We start from the raw sequence: 18,148 nt of genomic DNA on the forward strand, positions 1-18,148 counted from the left end.
CTGCCCGCCCATGACGTACGAGGTCGAGCCTGCCGTTCATCCCGAACTCGCCGCCCACACCGCGCACTTCGCCAAGCGGGTGTACACCGTGGCCGAGCATGTACACGTCGCCGTGGGCTGGTCCTCGGCCAACGCGACCGTGATCGAGGGCCCGGGCGGCCTGGTGGTGGTCGACACCGGCAGCGGCGCGGACCTGGCCGCGGTGATCGAGGCGGAGGTACGCCCGCATCTGGACGATCCGCGAGCTCCGGTCCGGGCCGTGGTGGTCACCCACCACCACCCCGATCACGTCAACGGGCTGAGCCACTGGGCCGCGACGCCGGACGTGGACGTGTACGCGCACCGGACCTTCCTGGCCGCGCTGACCGACCAGTCCGGGCCCGCGCTGCACATCATGGGCCTGCGCTCGGTGTACTCGCTGGGCAACCTGCTCGGCCCCTCGGACACCGAGGGCGTCAACGACGCGGTCGGCCCGCACGCGGGGGTCGGCACACCGTCGTTCGTGATGCCCACGGTGCTGGTGGGAGACGAGTTGGAGACCGAGGTCGCGGGGGTGCGGCTGCGGTTGTTCCACAACCCCGGCGAGACCGACGACGCGATCAGCGTGTACCTCCCGGACAGCGACGTCCTGCTGTGCGGCGACACCATCCAGGGGCCGACCCTGCCGAACATCCACACCCTGCGCGGTTGCCGCTACCGCGACCCGATGCAATGGGTGCGCAGCATCGACGCGCTGCGCGCCCACCGGGCCGCGCACCTGATCCCCAGCCACGGGCAACCGGTGTCCGGCGCGGCGAAGGTCGCCGAGGTGCTGGGCGTGGAGCGGGACTGCATCCAGTACATCCACGACCAGACCGTGCGCCGGATGAACGAGGGGCTGACCCCGGACGAGTTGGCCGAGACCGTCGAACTGCCCGAGCACCTGGCCTCGTACGCGCCGTACGCGCGGGAGTACTACGGCACGGTCAAGCACACCGTGCGGCAGATCTTCTTCGGTTATCTGGGCTGGTTCGGCGGCGACCCGGTGGATCTGGATCCGCTGCCCCGCGCGGAATACGCGCGCCGGACGGTGGAGTTGATGGGCGGCCGGGAGCGGGTGCTGGCGGCGGCGGGGCAGGCCTACACGGCGGGCGAGTACCAGTGGGCGGCCGAGTTGGCCACGCACCTGACCCGGATCGACCGCGAGGACGCGGACGCGCGCTCGGTCAAGGCCGCCGCGTTTCGCCGGCTGGGCTACGCGCAGCTCAACATCAACTGGCGGAACTGGTACCTGACCAGCGCGGACGAACTGGAGGACCGGATCCAGCCGATTCTGCCGCTGATCAACTTCGCGGCGATCTTCGCGCCCCGGGACCTGGTCGCCCGGATCCCGGCGGCCTGGCTGATCGAGTTGTACACGACCCGGCTGCGGGCCGAGGAGGCGCTGGAGGTGGACGCCGTGCTGGGCTGGCGGGTCCGCGGCGGCGTGCACGGCGAGGAGGAGGTCGCGCTGCACATCCACCGGGGCGTCGCCCGCTTCCTGCGCGAGATCCCGGCGGATGCCGAGGTGGTCCTCGAACTCCCGCGTGAGACCGTGGAGTCCCTGCACCTGGGTCGCACCGACCTGCGCGGCGCGCTGGCCGGCGGGGACGCCACGACCACCACCGGCACACCCGAGCGGGCGGCCGCCCTGCTCGACCTCTTCGACCCGGCCCAACCGAAGAAGCCCACCGAGCTCACGCTGCGCTGAACCCGGCCCGATTCTCGGCGCGCACGGTGTACGTACGATGCGCGTCGAGTACGCGGGCGCCCTCATCCGTGCGGTGTGCCTGCGTGGCGGGGTCGGTTCGGCAACGATTGGGTGCAGCCGCGCACGCGGGGTGTGGCGTGCGTGGGATCTTGCCCGCGGCCGTCGGGTGGGATCGGCGGCCGGAGTCGATGACGGGGGAACCCCAGTGGACGCATTGCGCACCGACGATCCGCGTCGGGTGGGACCGTTTCGGTTGCTCGGCCGGCTCGGGAGCGGCGGCATGGGGCAGGTGTACCTCGGCCGCGGGCCCGCCGGGCGGACCGTGGCGGTCAAGCGGGTGCGGGTCGAACTCCTGGACGACGAGGACGCGTTCCGGCAGCGATTCGCCCGCGAGGTGGAGGCCGCGAGTCGGGTGCGGGGCGCGTTCACCGCGCCGGTCGTGGCCGCCGACGCGTACGCCGAGGTGCCGTGGCTGGCCACCGCGTACATCCCCGGGATGGCGCTCGGCGAGGCGGTCGGCACGTTCGGCCCGCTGCCCGCGCACACGCTCGCCGCGGTGGCCCGCGGTCTGGCCGACGCGCTGGTCGCGATGCACGCGGTGGGCCTGGTGCACCGGGATCTGAAGCCCGCGAACGTGCTGCTCGCGGTCGACGGCCCGATCGTGATCGACTTCGGCATCGCGCTGCTGGACGGGGCGACCGCGCTGACCCGCACCGGGCACACACTCGGCACGCTCGGGTTCATGTCGCCCGAGCAGTTCGAGCGGGCCGATGTCGGGCCGGCCAGCGACGTCTTCTCCTACGGGGCGGTGCTCGCCTACGCGGCCACCGGACGACTGCCGTTCGGATCCGGGCCCTGGCCGGTCCTGTTGGCCAACCTGACCGGCCGCGATCCGGACCTGGAGGACGCCCCGGAGGCGTTCCTGCCGCTGTTGCAAGCCTGCCTGGACAAGGATCCGAACCGCCGACCGACGCCCACCGGGGCCCGCGCGCTGGTGCCGACCGGGACGGACGAGGACCTGCCGGGCGGCTGGTTGCCGGCGCCGCTCGCGCACGCGCTGCTGCGGATCGCGGGGCGCGCGCTGGACGCCGAGGGCACGCCGGATTCGCCGCCCGCCGAGGACTTCGCCGACTCGGTGGGCCGGGAGACGGCCGGCCCGGCGGCCGAGGGGACCGCGGACCCGGCGGGCGCGGGGCTCGTCGGCCCGGCGGTCGAGGACACCGGCGACTCCGTCGGCTTCTCCGTCGGCTTCGGGCCGAGCCGACTCGGCGCCGAGCCGGCTCGGGACGCGGTGCCGCGGGACGCGACGGACGAGGCGCTCGGCGCGGCGGCGGGCGAGGCGGCGGGCGTGGCCGAGCCGGCCGCTCCGCGCGCTTCGCGTGCGCTCGGTGCGGCACGGGGCGGAAGCCATCGACTGCCACCGACCCGCCCGCGATACGCGGTGGCGGTCGCGGTGGCCGTCGCGGTCGCGCTGACGGCCGGGCTGCTGGTGTGGCGCGAGTTCGGGGGCGGCGCGCAGAGCACCGCGAACACGCCCACCGCGTTCCGGATCGGCCTGCTGCTGCCCGACGATCGGGCCGCGGCGAGTGTGCGACCGGCGTTCGAGGCGCGGATCCGACAGCTGTGTCCCCGCTGCGCGGTGCGGTTCGAGCACGCCCGCCGGCGGCCGGACGTGCAGCGCGCGCAGATCGACGCGATGATCTCGGCCGGCGTCCGGGTGCTGGTGCTGGGCCCGGTGGACCCCAAGGACACGGCGTCGGCGGTGGCCAGGGCCCGGGAACACGACATCCCGGTGGTCTCCTTCGACAAGTTGGCCGCCGGTCCCGTGGCCGGGCACGTCTCGTTCGACTTCCGGGCGGTGGGCCTACTCCAGGCGCAGGCGCTGCTCGACGCGGTGCGCGCGGCGGGCGGACCGCGACGGGGCTCGATCGTGATGCTCAACGGCCGCGCGGGGGACCGGGCCGGGAGCGAGATCAAGCGTGGCGCACACGCCGTGCTCGACGGCGAGGTGACGATCGGGCGCGAGTACGACCTCGAGGATCCCGGCGGGAACCGGGCCCAGCAACTGATCGCGGACGCGCTGACCGCGCTCGGCGGGCCGACCCAGGTGATCGGGGTCTACGCGGCGGACGACACGATGGCCGCGGGCGTGCTCCGCGGCCTGACCGCCGCCGGTGTCGCCCCACCCGTGCCGCTGACCGGACAGGATCCGGACCCGGCCACGGTGCGCCGGATCATCGCCGGCACCCAGACCGTCTCGGTGCTCAAGCCCGGCGGGCCGGAGGCCGAGGCCGCCGCCGAGATGGCGATCACGCTGGGCCGGGGCGAAGCGTTGTCGCGCGTGGACGCCACCCGCGACAACGGCACGACCCAGGTGCCGACGGTGGCCCTCGCGCCGGTCGCGCTGACCCGGGCCAACCTCAAGGAGATGTTGCCCCTGCTCGCCGGCACGGTGGATCCGCGCGAGGTGTGCACGGCCGAACTCGCGGCGGAGTGCGCCCGACTCGGGCTCGGCTGAGGCGCGCGCCGCGGTCGGCGGGGCGAGCGGCACGGCCGCCCGCGTTGGACGATAACGACGGCCGGGGTCGGTCGTTGATCGGGGCATGACTACTTCTCGACGGTTGCTCGGTGCCCTGATGGCGGGTTTCTGCGCGATTGCGTTGCCGAGCGGGGCGTGGCCGGCCGGGGCGACGCTGCTCGGCGAGTCGGCGGTCGGGCCGGATCCGGCCCGACCGTGGGTGTTGCGCGAGGGGCCGATGGCCGTGTCGCCGAAGGACTTCGACTTCCTGTGCCGGGTGATCGCCCCGGCACCTCGACAGATCACCCTGCGGCTGTTCCCCGATGTGATCGTCAAGGTCGTGGAGGACGCCGTGGAGATCGACGACGAGGGCACCGCGATGTGGTCCGGGCACGTCCTGGACGCCCCCGCGAGCCCGACCAACTTCGCGGTCACCGGCACCTGCCCGGGCGGCCCGGTGTCGGTGGCCGGCGCGGTGGACATCGGCGACCTCACCTACGCGCTCACCCCGGGCACGTTCGGCACCAACACGGTGCACGTCGAGGAGATCGCCCGCTGGGCCATCCCGATCGACGGGAAGCCCACCCACGCGGCCGGCAGGGGCATCCCGGCACCGCGATGAGATCCGCGGGCGAGGCGGTACCCGCATGCGCGAGCGCCCCCGCCGGGTCGACCCGGCGGAGGCGCTCGCACGACCGGGAATGGGGTCAGCTCGCGTCGAGGACCAGCTTGCGGACGTAGTCGACCGCCTCGGCGACCGGGACCAGCGCCTTCTCGCCGCTCGCCCGCGAGACGATCTCCACGTTGCCCTCGGCCAGGCTGCGCGCGCCGACGGTGACCCGGAACGGGATGCCGACCAGCTCGATGTCCTTGAACTTCACCCCGGGACGCTCGGCGCGGTCGTCCAGGATCGTGTCCACCCGCTGCCGGACCAACTCGGTGTAGATCTCCTCGGCGGTGACGCGCGACTTCTCGTCGTCCACGTCGAGCAGCGCGACCGCGACCTCGAACGGCGCCACCGCGACCGGCCAGACGATGCCGTTCTTGTCGTGATGCGTCTCCACGACCGCGGCCATCGCCCGCTCGACGCCGATGCCGTAGCTGCCCATGATCGGGGTGACCCGCTCGCCGTCCGCGCCCAGCACGTTCACGCCCAGCGCCTCGGTGTACTTGTAGCCGAGCTTGAAGATGTGGCCGATCTCGACGGTCTGCTCGACCTCCAGGCCGGTGCCGCACGCGGGGCACGGCTCGCCGGCCACCACCTCGCGCAGGTCGGCCCAGGTGCCCACGGCGATGTCCCGCTCGACGTCCACGCCGCGCACGTGCACCTTGTCGACGTTGGCGCCGGTCACCATGTCCCGACGACCGCGCAGCGCCTCGTCGGCCAGGATCGGCAGGTCGCTCACGCCGACCCCGCCCAGGCTGCCCGGGTACGCGCCGAGCGCGGCCTTGATCTCGTCCGCGGTGGCCGGGCGCACGTCGGTGGAGCCGGTGGTGTCGATCAGCTTCTGCTCGACCAGCGCGTGGTCGCCGCGCAGCAGGGCCAGGGTGAGCCGCCCGCCGACCATGTAGACCAGCGTCTTGATCTGCCGGTCGGCCGGCACGCCGTGCGCCTTGGTCAGGTTCTCGATGGTCTTGATGCCGGGGGTGTCGAACCGCTCCGGCACGTCGAGCCCGGCGCCGTCCTCGATCTCCGCGAGCCGCGAGGTCGCCTTCTCGACGTTGGCCGCGTAGTCGCAGTTCGGACAGTGCACGACGAGGTCCTCGCCGGCCGTCGACGGGCACATGAACTCGGTCGAACCGCTGCCGCCCATGGTGCCGCTGGACGCCTGCACCGCGATCGCCGGGATGCCCAGCCGCTGGAAGATCCGCACGTACGCCTGCCGGTGCGCCTCGAACGAGCGGTCCAGCCCCTCGGCGTCCAGGTCGAAGCTGTACGAGTCCTTCATGGTGAACTCGCGTACCCGGATCAGCCCGCTCTTGGGTCGCGGCTCGTCGCGGAACTTGGTCTGGAACTGGTACCAGGTCTGCGGCAGGTCGCGGTAGGAGCTGAGCTCGTGCGCGAGGGTGGTGAAGATCTCCTCGTGCGTCATGCCCAGCGCCAGGTCCGAGCCCTTGCGGTCCTTGAGCCGGAACATCTCGTCGCCCATGACCTCCCAGCGCCCGCTCTTCTGCCAGATCTCGGCCGGGTGCATGGTCGGCAGGACCATCTCCTGCGAGCCGATCCGGCTCATCTCCTCGCGGATGATCGTGATCACCTTCGCCCGCACCCGCACCGCGAGCGGCAGCAGCGAGTAGTGGCCGGCCATGAGTTGGCGGATGTACCCCGCGCGCACGAGCAGACGGTGGCTGACCGCGTCGGCGTCGGCGGGGTCCTGGCGGAGGGTGGGTACGTACAGTTCGGACCAACGCATGAGACCGTGGCGACCTAACGACTAGAAGAAGAGGGAGAAGGGCGATGCGGCTTGCATTCTAAAAGCCGCGCGGCCCTCGGCCGGCCGAATCGGTGCCCGGCTTTGGTCGGGGCCGGGATGTCTGGCAGAATGGCGAGCTGAGTACCCGGGGCATTGCCGGACCCTCTCTCCGCATGCTTACCGTGTCCACGATCAGCCGAGCCTCATGTCCCCACGTGAATGCCGGCTGTTCACCCACGTCAAGATGCAGGAGACACCACTCTCGTGGCAGTCAAGATCAAGCTGAAGCGCCTGGGCAAGATCCGTTCGCCCCACTACCGCATCGTCGTCGCCGACGCCCGCACCAAGCGTGACGGTCGGGCGATCGAGGAGATCGGTATCTACCACCCGATGGAGAACCCCTCGCGCATCGAGGTCGACTCCGAGCGGGCGCTCTACTGGCTGGGTGTCGGCGCGCAGCCGACCGAGCCGGTCGCGCACATCCTCAAGCTCACCGGCGACTGGCAGAAGCACAAGGGTCTGCCGGCCCCGGCCCCGCTGCTCGTCGCCGCGGAGAAGGCCGACAAGAAGTCGCTCTTCGAGGCCGCCGCCCGTGAGGCGATGGACGAGCCCAAGGACGGCGCCACCACGCCGAAGGCCAAGAAGGAGAAGAAGGTCGAGGCTGCCGCCGAGACCGAGACTCCGGCCGCCGAGGGCGAAGCCGCCGCCGAGACCGCCGCTGACGAGGGCTGACCATGCTCGAGGAAGCCCTCGAACATTTGGTCAAGGGCATCGTCGAGCATCCGGACGAGGTCAAGGTACGGGCGCGTAATCTCCGCCGCGGCCGCATTCTCGAGGTTCGGGTACATCCCGAAGACCTCGGGAAGGTCATCGGTCGAGGTGGTCGCACCGCGCGTGCGCTGCGCACCGTCGTGACCGCGCTCGGCGGCCGAGGAGTCCGCGTCGACCTGGTCGACGTCGACCAGGTTCGCTGACGTACCCGGACATCACGTCCAACCGGGAGCTGCCCGGCGGAATCCTCCGCCGGGCGGCTTCTTGGCATTTCCGCCTTCCCGGCGTTTTCCCCTCCTGCCCCGGGCATGAGGTCCCATCGGTCCCATCGGGCAGAGATTGAGGAGTCGCAGGTGCAGCTTGTGGTCGGCCGAATCGGCAAGGCACACGGCATCAAGGGCCAGGTGACCGTCGAGGTCCGCACCGACGAGCCGGAACTGCGGCTCGCGCCCGGTGCGGTGCTGATGACGGACCCTCCCTCGGTCGGCCCGCTGACCATCGCCGACGGCCGGGTGCACAGCGGCCGGCTGCTGCTGACCATCGAGGGCGTGAGCACCCGCAGCGACGCCGAGGCGCTGCGCAACACCCTGCTGATCGCCGAGGTCGACCCCGAGGAACTCCCCGAGGACCCCGAGGAGTACTACGACCACCAGCTCGTCGGACTCGACGTGTTCACCGCCGACGGCGAGGCGGTGGGCGAGCTGACCGAGGTCGTGCACCTGCCGTCGCAGGACCTGCTCATGGTCCGCCGCTCGGACGGGCGCGAGGTGATGATCCCGTTCGTGCACCAGATCGTCCCGGAGATCGACCTGGAGAACCAGCGCGCGGTGATCACCCCGCCGCCGGGTCTGCTGGACGCGGAGAACGCGGTGCTCGCGGTGCCGGACCCGGAGGCGGGCGAGGCCGAGCCGGGCGAGCGCAAGCCGAGGAGGACCAAGCCGAGGAAACTCACGGCCGCCGAGCGGGCCGAGGCGAAGGCGGCCCGGGCCGCGGCGAAGCCGGCGCCCGACCCGAAGCCGGAGCCGGGGGCCGCGTCGGAGTCGGAGCGGGACCCCTCGTGAGGATCGACGTCGTCACGATCTTCCCCGAGTACCTCGCGCCGCTGGACGTCTCCCTGGTCGGCAAGGCGTGCGCCAAGGGGCTCATCGACGTACACCTGCACCAGTTGCGGGACTGGACGTTCGACGTGCACAAGACCGTCGACGACAGCCCGTACGGTGGCGGCCCCGGCATGGTGATGAAGCCCGAGCCGTGGGGGCTCGCGCTGGACGCGGTGCTGGAGCAGGGCCGTGGCGAGGCCGCCGCCGTGCCGCGGATGATCGTGCCGACCCCCTCCGGGCGCCCGTTCACCCAGGACCTCGCGGTCGAATTGGCCGACGAGCCGTGGCTGTTGTTCGCGCCCGCCCGGTACGAGGGCATCGACCGGCGGGTGTTGGACGAGGCGGCCACCCGAATGCGGGTGGACGAGGTGTCCATCGGCGACTACGTGCTCGCCGGCGGCGAGGTGGCCGTGCTTGTCATGGTCGAGGCGGTGGCCCGGCTGCTGCCCGGCGTGCTCGGCAACGCCGAGTCGCACCGGGACGACTCGTTCGCGCCCGGCGCGATGGCCAACCTGCTCGAGGGGCCGGTGTACACCAAGCCCGCGCAGTGGCGCGGTCGCGAGGTGCCGCCGATCACGGTGTCCGGGAACCATGGCGCGATCGCCCGGTGGCGGCGGGACGAGGCGCTGCGCCGGACCGCCGCGCACCGGCCCGACCTGATCGCCAGGATCGATCCGGCGGCGGTGGACAAGAAGGACCGGGCCACCCTCGCCGAGCTCGGCTGGGTCGAGCGGGACGGCCGGTTTCAGCCGGCCGAGGCACCTGTGGCAGACTGAGACGCTGTTGCCATGTCCCGATCCGGACCGGGTTCCCCGGGAGCCGGACGGCACCCCTGCCACAGGGGGAGCGCCACTCGGGAGCGGCGACCCCACACCTGTGACCACGAAACCCGTGGGTGACCTGTGGCACCCACGAGAAAGCGACGCGAGATGAACAAGCTCGACCACATCGATGCCGCATCCCTGCGGGACGACGTCCCGGACTTCCGTCCCGGTGACACCCTCAAGGTGCACGTGCGAGTCATCGAAGGCAACAAGTCCCGCGTCCAGGTCTTCCAGGGCTTCGTGCTGCGTCGCCAGGGTGACGGCGTCCGCGAGACCTTCACGGTCCGCAAGGTCAGCTACGGCGTCGGCGTGGAGCGCACCTTCCCGGTGCACACCCCGGTGATCGAGAAGATCGAGCTGGTCACCCGCGGCGCGGTCCGTCGCGCGAAGCTGTACTACATGCGCGACCTGCGCGGCAAGGCCGCGAAGATCAAGGAGAAGCGCACGGACCGTCCGGGCCGCTGACCCGTACGTTCCACCCGGGGTGCCTCGACCGTGTCGAGGCGACCCGGACGCTAGGCTCGTTCGTGATGGACGACGCAGAGCAGAGCAAAGGCCGTGCCTCCACGGCGGAGGAATCCGCCGGTACCTCGTCCACCGAGGTCGTGGAGGCGCGGCCTTCGCGTGTCTCGGATCGGGCACGGAGCACGGACGGCGGCGGGAGCGGGTCCGAGGGAGCGGTCGCCACGGTCGCGGAGGCGGCCAACTCCCCGCACCCGGCGAAGGATTCGCCCGCGGAGCCGACTCGGGTACCGGCCGCCGCCCCGGAGCCCGAGGCAGTCGCCGACCTCGGCGCGGATCCGGTCGCGGAACCCGACGCCGGCTCCGGCGCCGATCCGGCGGTGGAGCGGGACGAGCCCGCCGATGCCGATGCCGATGCCGACGCGGAGGACGAGGACGCGCCGCCCGCGCCGGGCCGGCGACGGATGCCCGCGTGGGTCGAACTGCCGCTGCTGGTCGCGGTCGCGATGGTGGTGGTGCTGGCGGTGAACTCGTGGGTGGCCCAGCCGTTCGTGATCCCCAGCGGTTCGATGGAGAACACGCTGCAGGTCGGCGACCGGGTCCTGGTCAACAAGCTGGCCTACGAGTTCGGCGACATCCGGCGCGGCGACATGATCGTCTTCGACGGGCGCGGCTCGTTCACCCCCGAGGACACCGACAAGCCCAACCCGGTGACCGGCGCGCTGCGCAAGCTCGGCGGGGTGTTCGGCTTCACGAACCCGGACGACAACGACTTCGTGAAGCGGGTGATCGGGATCGGCGGCGACGTGGTCAAGTGTTGCGACGCGCAGGGTCGGATCACCGTCAACGGAGTGCCGCTGGACGAGGGCGACTACCTGCATCCGGGCGACAAGCCCTCGGACTTCCCCTTCGAAGCCGAGGTGCCCAAGGGCAAGCTGTGGGTCATGGGCGACCACCGCAGCAACTCGGCAGACTCGCGCGATCACCTCGGCGAGCCCGGCGGCGGCATGGTGCCCGAGAGCCGGGTGATCGGGCGCGCGCAGTGGATCATCTGGCCGTTCGGCCGGATCCGGGGCGCGGACCGGCCGAAGACGTTCGAGCGGTCGGACTTCGACCGTCGTGGGTAAGCGCGGCAAACCCAAGGGCGCCCGCGCCGCCCGCCCCTCCGGGCCGAGCGCGGGCCGGGACGTCACCGGCGCCGCCGTCCCGCCCCCGGGGTCGGCCGGCGCGGTGGTGCTCGGCGAGGCCGAACCGCCACCCGCGCCACCCGCGACGCCCCCGGCAGCCGCGGCGCCGTCGGTGGAGACGGGCAGGCCCAAGCGCCGCCGCCGCGGCCGGCGTTCGCGGCGCAAGGACAAGGTGGTGCCGCTGTGGCGCGAGTTGCCGATGCTGGCGGTGATCGCGCTCGCGCTCGCGCTGCTCATCAAGACGTTCCTCGTGCAGGCGTTCTACATCCCGTCCGGTTCGATGGAGCACACCATCAACGTCGGCGACCGGGTGCTGGTGGACAAGTTCTCGCCCTGGTTCGGGTGGACTCCCGAACGCGGCGAGGTGGTGGTCTTCCGGGACCCGGGCGGGTGGTTGGGCAAGAAGAACTCGGACGATCCGCCGCCGGGACTCAAGCAGGTCAAGCAGGGCCTCGTGTTCGTGGGGATGCTCCCCTCGGACGACGAACAGGACCTGATCAAGCGGGTGATCGGGGTCGGCGGCGACACGGTGGCCTGCTGTGACCCCTCCGGTCGGATCACCGTCAACGGCGTCCCGCTGGACGAGCCCTACCTGTACAAGGGCAACGCACCCTCGGAGAAGAGGTTCAGCGTGACCGTGCCCAAGGGGCGGTTGTGGGTGATGGGCGACCATCGCGGTGATTCCGCCGACTCGCGGGCACATATGGATCGGCCCTATCAGGGCACGATCCCGGAGGGTGATGTGGTCGGCCGGGCATTCGTGGTGGCCTGGCCGTTCGGTCGGGCGCATCGACTGCCCGTTCCGGAGACGTTCGGGAACAAAGCCCTGTCGGTTGCGATTCTCCCGTCCACCCCGGTCGTTATGGGAATGGTGGGTGCGGTTCCGATGGTCCTGCTACGCCGACGTGTACGCTCGCGCCGGCGCATGCCGGACCCTTGGGGTCGACATCGACCCGGCGACGTGCGCGGCACGGGTCGGAAATCATCAAGACAGAGCTGTGGGCAGCCGGTGGACAGCCCCGACCGGGTGCCGTCCGGCCTGCACGGGTACGAGGAGGCGCCGTGGGGGAAGTCGTGATCGGAGCGCGATCCGCTGGTGGAGACGACGATCGTGGGCGGGAGCCGCACGAGCGGCATCCGACCGACGCGCCGCACGATCCCGGAGCGCCACCGACCCAACCAACGAGCGGGGACGGGCCGACGCAGTCGCCCGATCTGGTGAAACGACCAGGAAACGGCGCCGCCCCCGACGCGGCGCCGATCTTCCCGCCGGCGGGTCCAACCCCCACCCCCGGCGGCGGCCCGGGCGACGGTTCGCCGCCCGACGCGGACGGTCCCGGCGGTCCCGGCGGCTCCGGCGGATCGGACGAGCCGCAGGATTCCGGCGACGGCGAGGGTGCCTCGGACTCGGGCGAGCGGCGGAAGAAGAAGGGGTCGTTCTGGCGGGAGCTGCCGCTGCTGCTGCTGATCGCCATCGTGCTGGCGCTGCTCATCAAGACCTTCCTGGTCCAGGCGTTCTCGATTCCCTCGGAGTCGATGGAGAACACCATCAAGGTCGGCGACCGGGTGCTGGTGAACAAGTTCTCGCCGTGGTTCGGCGCGGAGCCCGAGCGTGGTCAGGTCGTGGTCTTCCACGACCCGGGCAATTGGCTCCAGGAGGCCCCGAAGCAGTCCGACAACGCGGTGGTGCGCGGACTGCAGAAGGGCATGTCCTGGGTCGGCCTGATGCCGTCCGCGGATGAGAAGGACCTGATCAAGCGGGTGATCGGGGTCGGCGGCGACCGCGTGCAGTGTTGTGACGCGCAGGGCCGCCTGATGGTCAACGGCAAGCCCTTGGACGAGAGCTCGTACCTCAAGAAGGGCGTGGCCCCCTCGACGAAGGTGTTCGACGTGACCGTGCCCAAGGGTCGGATCTGGCTGATGGGCGACAACCGCGACAACTCCTCCGACTCGCGCTATCACATGGACCAGCCGGGCAACGGGACGGTCGACAAGGACCAGGTGATCGGGCGCGCCTTCACCGTGGTGTGGCCGTTGAACCGGATCCACGGACTCGGGGTGCCGGGCACGTTCGATCAGCCCGGTCTCGGGCTCGACGTGATCGGCGGTACGCCGATGGCGGCCGGGCTGATCGGGGCCGTGCCGCTGGTGTTGTGGCGGCGGCATCGTCGGGCCGGGGCGGACGACGCGTCGCACGCGCGGGTGACCACGCGCGATCCCTCGGGAGCGCCGCCCGCCTGAGCGTGGGCTCTCGCGCACGGCCGGGTCGCTCGGGAATCCTTCTCCCGGGCGACCCGGCCGTACGCGTTCGGGGCACAATCCGTGGATGACGACTCAACCCGTGTCATGGCCCGGAGATGTGCCCGAGCCGGTTCCGGACTACCCCGCCGACCTGGCTCCCGACCTGGAACGCCGCGCCGTGCGTGTGGTGCTGCTCGACCCCGATGATCGGGTGCTGCTCTTTCGCACCCACGTCCCCGAATCCGATCCGCAGCAGTGGTACGACCTGCCGGGCGGCGGCCTGGACCCCGGCGAGAGCTACGTGGACGCGGCGGTCCGGGAGATTCTGGAGGAGACCGGCCTGCGGATCGCGCCCGCGGATGTGGGCCCGCCCACCTGGCGGCGGAGTGTGACCTGGGTGCGACCGGGGCATCGGCGGGTGCAGCACGAGTTCGTGGTGCTGGTGCGGATCGCCGAGCGTACGCCGAAGGTCTGCGAGGATCGGTCGCTCTGGACGGCCGACGAATTGGCCGAGTACCAGGAGGCGGTGTGGTGGACGCCGGCCGAGATCGCGGCGGCCCCGGCACGGTTCTATCCGGGACGACTGCCCGAGTTGTTGCCGGCCTTCCTGGCCGGCGAACTGATCGACGAGCCGTTCGAGCGCTGGAACGGCTGAGCCGCGCCGGGCGGCCGGGATCCGCGGATCCGGGCCGAACGGCTGCTCCCGGACGGTTGTGCCATGGTGCGCCGGTGGCCGCGTGGGTCGCCGGTACACAATGGGAGACGTCAGCGAAGCGCAGGAGCGAGGGGCGCGCATGAGTGCGGAAGATCTCGAAAAGTACGAGACCGAGATGGAGCTGCAGCTCTACCGCGAGTACCGCGACGTCGTGGGTCTCTTCAAGTACGTCATCGAGACGGAAAGGCGCTTCTACCTCACCAACCAGTACGAGCTGCACGTGAGGTCGGCCGACGGGGAGGTCTTCTTCGAGTTGTCCATGGCGGACGCGTGGGTGTGGGACATGTATCGACCCGCGCGATTCGTGAAGAATGTCCGAGTCCTTACCTTCAAGGACGTCAACGTCGAGGAACTGACCAAGAGCGAGTTCGAGATGCCCGCGGGCAACGAAGGGTTCGGCAACTGAGCGAACCCGCACACCCGCGAGGGCGGCGTCCACAGCGGCCGAGTTGTGCACAGACGGACGCGGAACGACTCTCGACCACCTCCGGTTCCGGCACCGTCGGGGCCGGAGGTGGTCGTTGTGCGGACCGATGCGGCCGGCGGCGAGGACCGGGGCGAACAGCCCCGGGATGCGGGACACCCGGGCGCCGGGACCCCGGGTGCGGGAGATTCGGGCGCGGGGAGCGGGGGTGCGCGGAGTCGGGGCGCGCCGGCCCGGCAGTCGCGGAACACCGCCGTGGGGCGGTACGGCGAACGGGTCGCCGCCCGGTATCTGGTCGAGGCCGGGATGGCCGTCCTGGACCGGAACTGGCGCTGTCGTGACGGCGAGATCGACATCGTCGCGCGGGACGGGTCCACGCTCGTGGTGTGCGAGGTCAAGACCCGGCGCGCGGGCGGCTTCGAGCATCCGTTGGAGGCGGTCGGCGCGGTCAAGGCGCGGCGACTGCGGGTGCTCGCGGAGCGCTGGCTGCTCGCCCATCCGCTCGGCGGCCCGCCGGGGCGCGAGGTGCGCATCGACCTGGTCGCGGTGGTCCCGGCCGAGCGCGGGGCGGCCCTGGTCGAGCACATCCGAGGGGTGGGCTGAGCATGGGCTTCGCACGCACACGCTCGGTCACCCTGCTCGGTGTGGACGGCGTCGTGGTGGAGGTACAGGCCGACCTGGAGCCGGGGGTGACCACCTTCACGCTGGTGGGCCTGCCCGACAAGACCCTGGTGGAGTCGAAGGAGCGGGTCCGCGCCGCGCTCGTCAACAGCGGCGAGGAGTGGCCGCAGCGGCGGCTCACGGTGGGCCTGTCGCCCGCGACCGTGCCCAAGACCGGCTCCGGGTTCGACCTGCCGATCGCGGCCGCCGTGCTGGCCGCGGCGGGCGTGCTCGACCCCCGCGCGATCGAGGACCTGGTGATGGTCGGCGAACTGGGCCTGGACGGGCGCCTGCGGCCGGTGCGCGGGGTGCTGCCGGCGGTGATGGCCGCCGCCGCGGCCGGCTGCGGGCGGGTCGTGGTGCCCGCCGTGGTGGCCTGCGAGGCCGAATTGGTGCCCGGGATCACCGTGTGCGGGGTGACCTCGCTGCGGCACCTGCTCGCGCTGCTGCGGGGTGAGCCGGTGCCGGTCGAGGAGCGGGCGGTGGCCGACATCGGCCTGGGCCCGGACCCGTTGGCCGTGGTCGGCACCCTGGCCGCCGGTCCCGCGCCGGCGGGTGCGCAGCCGGCCGACCTGGCCGACGTCGCCGGTCAGGGCCGGGCCCGTCGGGCCCTGGAGGTGTGCGCGGCGGGCGGACACCACCTGTTCCTGCTCGGCAGTCCGGGAGCGGGCAAGACGATGCTCGCCGAACGGCTGCCCGGGATCCTGCCCGCGCTGGACGGTCCGGCCTCGCTCGAGGTCAGCGCGGTGCACTCGATCGCCGGCACCCTGCGCCCGGACCTGCCGCTGGTGACCGTGCCGCCGTTCTGCGCGCCGCACCACAGCGCCACGATGCCCGCCATCGTGGGCGGCGGCAACGGCCTGCCGCGCCCGGGCGCGGTGTCCCTGGCCCACCGCGGCGTGCTCTTTCTGGACGAGAGCCCGGAGTTCAGCGGGCGGGTGTTGGACGCGCTGCGCCAGCCGCTGGAGTCCGGCACGGTCACCGTCGCGCGCAGCGGCGGGATGTTGTGCTTCCCGGCGCGGTTCCTGCTGGTGATGGCCGCCAACCCGTGCCCGTGCGGGCGGTTCTCCGGGCGCGGCCTGGACTGCACGTGCTCGGTGCTGATGCGACACAAGTACCTGTCCCGGTTGTCCGGGCCGCTGATGGACCGGATCGACGTACGGGTGACCGTGGACGCGGTCTCCCGGGCCGAGCTGTTCGCGCCGGAGGGGACGGGGGAGCGGTCCGAGGTGGTGGCCGCGCGGGTGCTCGCGGCTCGGGAGCGGGCCGCGCGGCGGCTGGCCGGGACCGGGTGGGCGGTCAACGCCGAGGTGCCCGGACGCGAGCTGCGTACCCGCTGGAGGATCGAGCCGGACGCGCTGGATCGGGCCGCCCGGGACATGGAGCGCGGCCTGCTCACCGCCCGGGGCCTGGATCGGGTGCTGCGGGTCGCCTGGACCGTCGCCGACCTGCGCGGGCACGAGCGGCCCGGCCGGGACGACGTGGACGCGGCGCTGGAGCTGCGGACCGGGATCGTCCGGGGGGACTCGGCCGGCGACGACGGGCCCGCCCGGTGACCGGGCCGGACCCGCTGCCGTGGGGCGACGCGGACCCGGCGGTCCGGGCAGCCCGAGCCCACGCAGCGCAGGCAGCTTCGGCGGTCCCGGCGGTCCCGGCGGTCCCGGCGGTCCCGGCGGTCCCGGTGGGCGAGGACGGCGCGGTCGGCGCGGTCGGCGCGGACGAGCGGGTGGCCCGGGCCGCGCTGACCCGCCTGGTGGAGCCGGGTGACGCGGCGTTCGGCCGCGCGGTGCGCGCGCACGGCGCCGCACGGCTGCTGCGCGACCTGTGCGGCCCCGGACCGCTGCCGGTGGAGCTGGCCCGGCGGGATCCGGCGGGCTACCGGGTCCGGCTGGGCGGCCACGACCCGCGGGCGGACCTGGCCCGGATCGCCGGGCTCGGCGGCGCCTTCGTGGTCCCGGGCGATCCGGGCTGGCCCAGCCAGCTCGACGACCTCGGGGACGCCCGGCCGCTGGGCCTGTGGGTGCGCGGCGCGGCACCGCTGCGGCTCGCCGCGCTGCGCTCGGTGGCGGTCGTGGGCGCGCGGGCGTGCACCGACTACGGCGCGCACGTGGCCGCGACCGTGGCCGCCGACCTGGCCGAGGCGGGCTGGACGGTGGTCTCCGGCGGCGCCTACGGCGTGGACGCCGCCGCGCACCGGGGCGCGTTGGTGGTGGCCGGGCGTACCGTCGCGGTGCTCGCGTGCGGGATCGACGTGAACTATCCGCGCGGCCACGAGCGGCTGCTCGCCCGGATCGCCGAGGAGGGCACGCTGGTCACCGAGCTGCCGCCGGGCGCGCACCCGACCCGGTACCGCTTCGTCGAGCGCAACCGGGTGATCGCCGCGCTGACCAGAGGCACCGTGGTGGTCGAGGCGGCGCTGCGCAGCGGTGCGCTGATCAGCGCGCGTCGGGCGGCGCGGCTGGGGCGCCGGGTGATGGGCGTGCCGGGGCCGATCGGCTCGCCGAGCTCGGCCGGGGTGCACGCGCTGCTGCGCGAGCCGGGATCGGTGCTGGTGACCCGGGCGGCCGAGGTGATCGAGGAGGTGGGGCTGATCGGCGACGACCTCGCGCCGGTGTTGTCCGGTCCGGTCCGGCCGGGGGACGACCTGGCGCCCGAGACGCGTCGGATCCTGGAGACGGTGCCGATCCACGACACGCTGTCCACGGCGCTGATCGCCCGCGAGGCCGGCGTCGCGCCCGCCGCCACCCGCCGCCACCTCGACGTCCTGGTCGGCCGGGAACTGGTCGATCGCACCTCGAAGGGGTGGCGTCGCCGTGGCGGTGCTTGACCTGGGGCGGCAGTGATCATCACCGTGAGGGGAGGCCCAATCGAGGAGGTGCCATACCCCGTGACCGACGAGAGCGTGGCCGAGGAGAGCGGCCCCGACCGGATCGCCCCGCCGCCGGTCGGATCCGCCCGAACGACGGAGCGTGATCCGGCCCACCGGCTGGCCCGCCACCCGCGCGCCCGGCACGTCGCCACAGCCGGCCGGCTCGAACGCGCGTGCCCGACCGGTATCGGCCCGACGGGCGACGACACGCCCGTACCGGCCCACGACCTCGCG

General features: G+C 72.7%; 17 protein-coding genes. 16 read left to right on the forward strand and 1 reads right to left on the reverse strand.

Going from position 1 to position 18,148, the window contains the following annotated elements; genetic code table 11:
* Nucleotides 1–10: 10 nt before the first annotated feature.
* From OG948_RS25100 to OG948_RS25110, 3 genes are all read left to right on the forward strand, one after another.
* Nucleotides 11–1,729 (forward strand): alkyl sulfatase dimerization domain-containing protein, encoded by a 1,719-nt coding sequence (locus tag OG948_RS25100; protein WP_406298617.1) that lies wholly within the window; start codon nt 11–13, stop codon nt 1,727–1,729.
* Between the two features lie 205 nt (nt 1,730–1,934).
* The gene (locus OG948_RS25105) at nt 1,935–4,247 is read left to right on the forward strand and encodes a bifunctional serine/threonine-protein kinase/ABC transporter substrate-binding protein (RefSeq protein WP_406298618.1); all 2,313 of its coding nucleotides are present in this window, start codon (nt 1,935–1,937) and stop codon (nt 4,245–4,247) included.
* An 85-nt stretch (nt 4,248–4,332) separates the two neighbouring features.
* Complete coding sequence (locus OG948_RS25110; RefSeq protein ID WP_406298619.1) at nt 4,333–4,869, forward strand: hypothetical protein; 537 nt, start codon at nt 4,333–4,335, stop codon at nt 4,867–4,869.
* Nucleotides 4,870–4,954: 85 nt separating this feature from the next.
* Here the strand turns inward: OG948_RS25110 and OG948_RS25115 are convergent, their stop codons facing one another.
* On the reverse strand, nt 4,955–6,661 hold the full coding sequence (locus OG948_RS25115) for a proline--tRNA ligase (RefSeq protein ID WP_406298620.1): 1,707 nt from the start codon (nt 6,659–6,661) through the stop codon (nt 4,955–4,957).
* Nucleotides 6,662–6,925: 264 nt separating this feature from the next.
* On the opposite strand from OG948_RS25115, the gene rpsP reads away from it, so the two are divergent.
* The 13 genes from rpsP to dprA all read left to right on the forward strand — a co-directional run bounded on the left by rpsP (nt 6,926) and on the right by dprA (nt 17,872).
* Nucleotides 6,926–7,393 (forward strand): 30S ribosomal protein S16, encoded by a 468-nt coding sequence (gene rpsP, locus OG948_RS25120; protein ID WP_360310613.1) that lies wholly within the window; start codon nt 6,926–6,928, stop codon nt 7,391–7,393.
* 2 nt (nt 7,394–7,395) lie between these two features.
* Complete coding sequence (locus OG948_RS25125) at nt 7,396–7,635, forward strand: RNA-binding protein (protein WP_020553237.1); 240 nt, start codon at nt 7,396–7,398, stop codon at nt 7,633–7,635.
* 150 nt (nt 7,636–7,785) lie between these two features.
* Entirely contained in the window at nt 7,786–8,493 is a 708-nt protein-coding gene (gene rimM, locus OG948_RS25130; protein WP_406298621.1) for a ribosome maturation factor RimM, read from the forward strand.
* Entirely contained in the window at nt 8,490–9,308 is an 819-nt protein-coding gene (gene trmD, locus OG948_RS25135; protein WP_406298622.1) for a tRNA (guanosine(37)-N1)-methyltransferase TrmD, read from the forward strand. Before rimM ends, trmD begins: the two co-directional genes overlap by 4 nt.
* A gap of 153 nt (nt 9,309–9,461) precedes the next feature.
* Nucleotides 9,462–9,821 (forward strand): 50S ribosomal protein L19, encoded by a 360-nt coding sequence (gene rplS / locus OG948_RS25140; protein ID WP_020553234.1) that lies wholly within the window; start codon nt 9,462–9,464, stop codon nt 9,819–9,821.
* A gap of 65 nt (nt 9,822–9,886) precedes the next feature.
* Nucleotides 9,887–10,945, forward strand: coding sequence for a signal peptidase I (lepB, locus tag OG948_RS25145; protein ID WP_406298623.1), 1,059 nt, complete (start codon nt 9,887–9,889; stop codon nt 10,943–10,945).
* The gene (gene lepB, locus OG948_RS25150; RefSeq protein WP_406298624.1) at nt 10,938–12,083 is read left to right on the forward strand and encodes a signal peptidase I; all 1,146 of its coding nucleotides are present in this window, start codon (nt 10,938–10,940) and stop codon (nt 12,081–12,083) included. Before lepB (OG948_RS25145) ends, lepB (OG948_RS25150) begins: the two co-directional genes overlap by 8 nt.
* A 140-nt stretch (nt 12,084–12,223) precedes the next feature.
* Nucleotides 12,224–13,246, forward strand: a complete 1,023-nt coding sequence (lepB, locus tag OG948_RS25155) for a signal peptidase I (protein WP_406298625.1) — start codon at nt 12,224–12,226, stop codon at nt 13,244–13,246.
* Between the two features lie 85 nt (nt 13,247–13,331).
* Entirely contained in the window at nt 13,332–13,901 is a 570-nt protein-coding gene (locus tag OG948_RS25160; RefSeq protein WP_406298626.1) for an NUDIX hydrolase, read from the forward strand.
* A gap of 139 nt (nt 13,902–14,040) precedes the next feature.
* A complete protein-coding gene (locus OG948_RS25165; protein ID WP_395872691.1) occupies nt 14,041–14,367 on the forward strand; it encodes a DUF2469 domain-containing protein in 327 nt (108 codons plus the stop codon).
* A gap of 117 nt (nt 14,368–14,484) precedes the next feature.
* Nucleotides 14,485–14,988, forward strand: coding sequence for a YraN family protein (locus OG948_RS25170; protein ID WP_406298627.1), 504 nt, complete (start codon nt 14,485–14,487; stop codon nt 14,986–14,988).
* 2 nt (nt 14,989–14,990) lie between these two features.
* Nucleotides 14,991–16,601, forward strand: a complete 1,611-nt coding sequence (locus OG948_RS25175; RefSeq protein ID WP_406298628.1) for a YifB family Mg chelatase-like AAA ATPase — start codon at nt 14,991–14,993, stop codon at nt 16,599–16,601.
* Nucleotides 16,598–17,872 (forward strand): DNA-processing protein DprA, encoded by a 1,275-nt coding sequence (gene dprA, locus OG948_RS25180; protein ID WP_406298629.1) that lies wholly within the window; start codon nt 16,598–16,600, stop codon nt 17,870–17,872. Before OG948_RS25175 ends, dprA begins: the two co-directional genes overlap by 4 nt.
* Nucleotides 17,873–18,148: the final 276 nt, after the last annotated feature.

This window comes from Embleya sp. NBC_00888 (assembly GCF_045207655.1).
In the GTDB taxonomy this organism is placed as follows: domain Bacteria; phylum Actinomycetota; class Actinomycetes; order Streptomycetales; family Streptomycetaceae; genus Embleya.

Excerpts from the sequence above, each read along its gene's own strand:
- OG948_RS25115 (WP_406298620.1), bottom strand. The coding sequence starts at position 6,661 with ATGCGTTGGTCCGAACTGTACGTACCCACCCTCCGCCAGGACCCCGCC.
- OG948_RS25110 (WP_406298619.1), top strand. The coding sequence starts at position 4,333 with ATGACTACTTCTCGACGGTTGCTCGGTGCCCTGATGGCGGGTTTCTGC.
- OG948_RS25165 (WP_395872691.1), top strand. The coding sequence starts at position 14,041 with ATGAGTGCGGAAGATCTCGAAAAGTACGAGACCGAGATGGAGCTGCAG.
- lepB (WP_406298623.1), top strand. The coding sequence starts at position 9,887 with ATGGACGACGCAGAGCAGAGCAAAGGCCGTGCCTCCACGGCGGAGGAA.
- OG948_RS25125 (WP_020553237.1), top strand. The coding sequence starts at position 7,396 with ATGCTCGAGGAAGCCCTCGAACATTTGGTCAAGGGCATCGTCGAGCAT.
- OG948_RS25100 (WP_406298617.1), top strand. The coding sequence starts at position 11 with ATGACGTACGAGGTCGAGCCTGCCGTTCATCCCGAACTCGCCGCCCAC.
- OG948_RS25160 (WP_406298626.1), top strand. The coding sequence starts at position 13,332 with ATGACGACTCAACCCGTGTCATGGCCCGGAGATGTGCCCGAGCCGGTT.
- OG948_RS25175 (WP_406298628.1), top strand. The coding sequence starts at position 14,991 with ATGGGCTTCGCACGCACACGCTCGGTCACCCTGCTCGGTGTGGACGGC.
- rplS (WP_020553234.1), top strand. The coding sequence starts at position 9,462 with ATGAACAAGCTCGACCACATCGATGCCGCATCCCTGCGGGACGACGTC.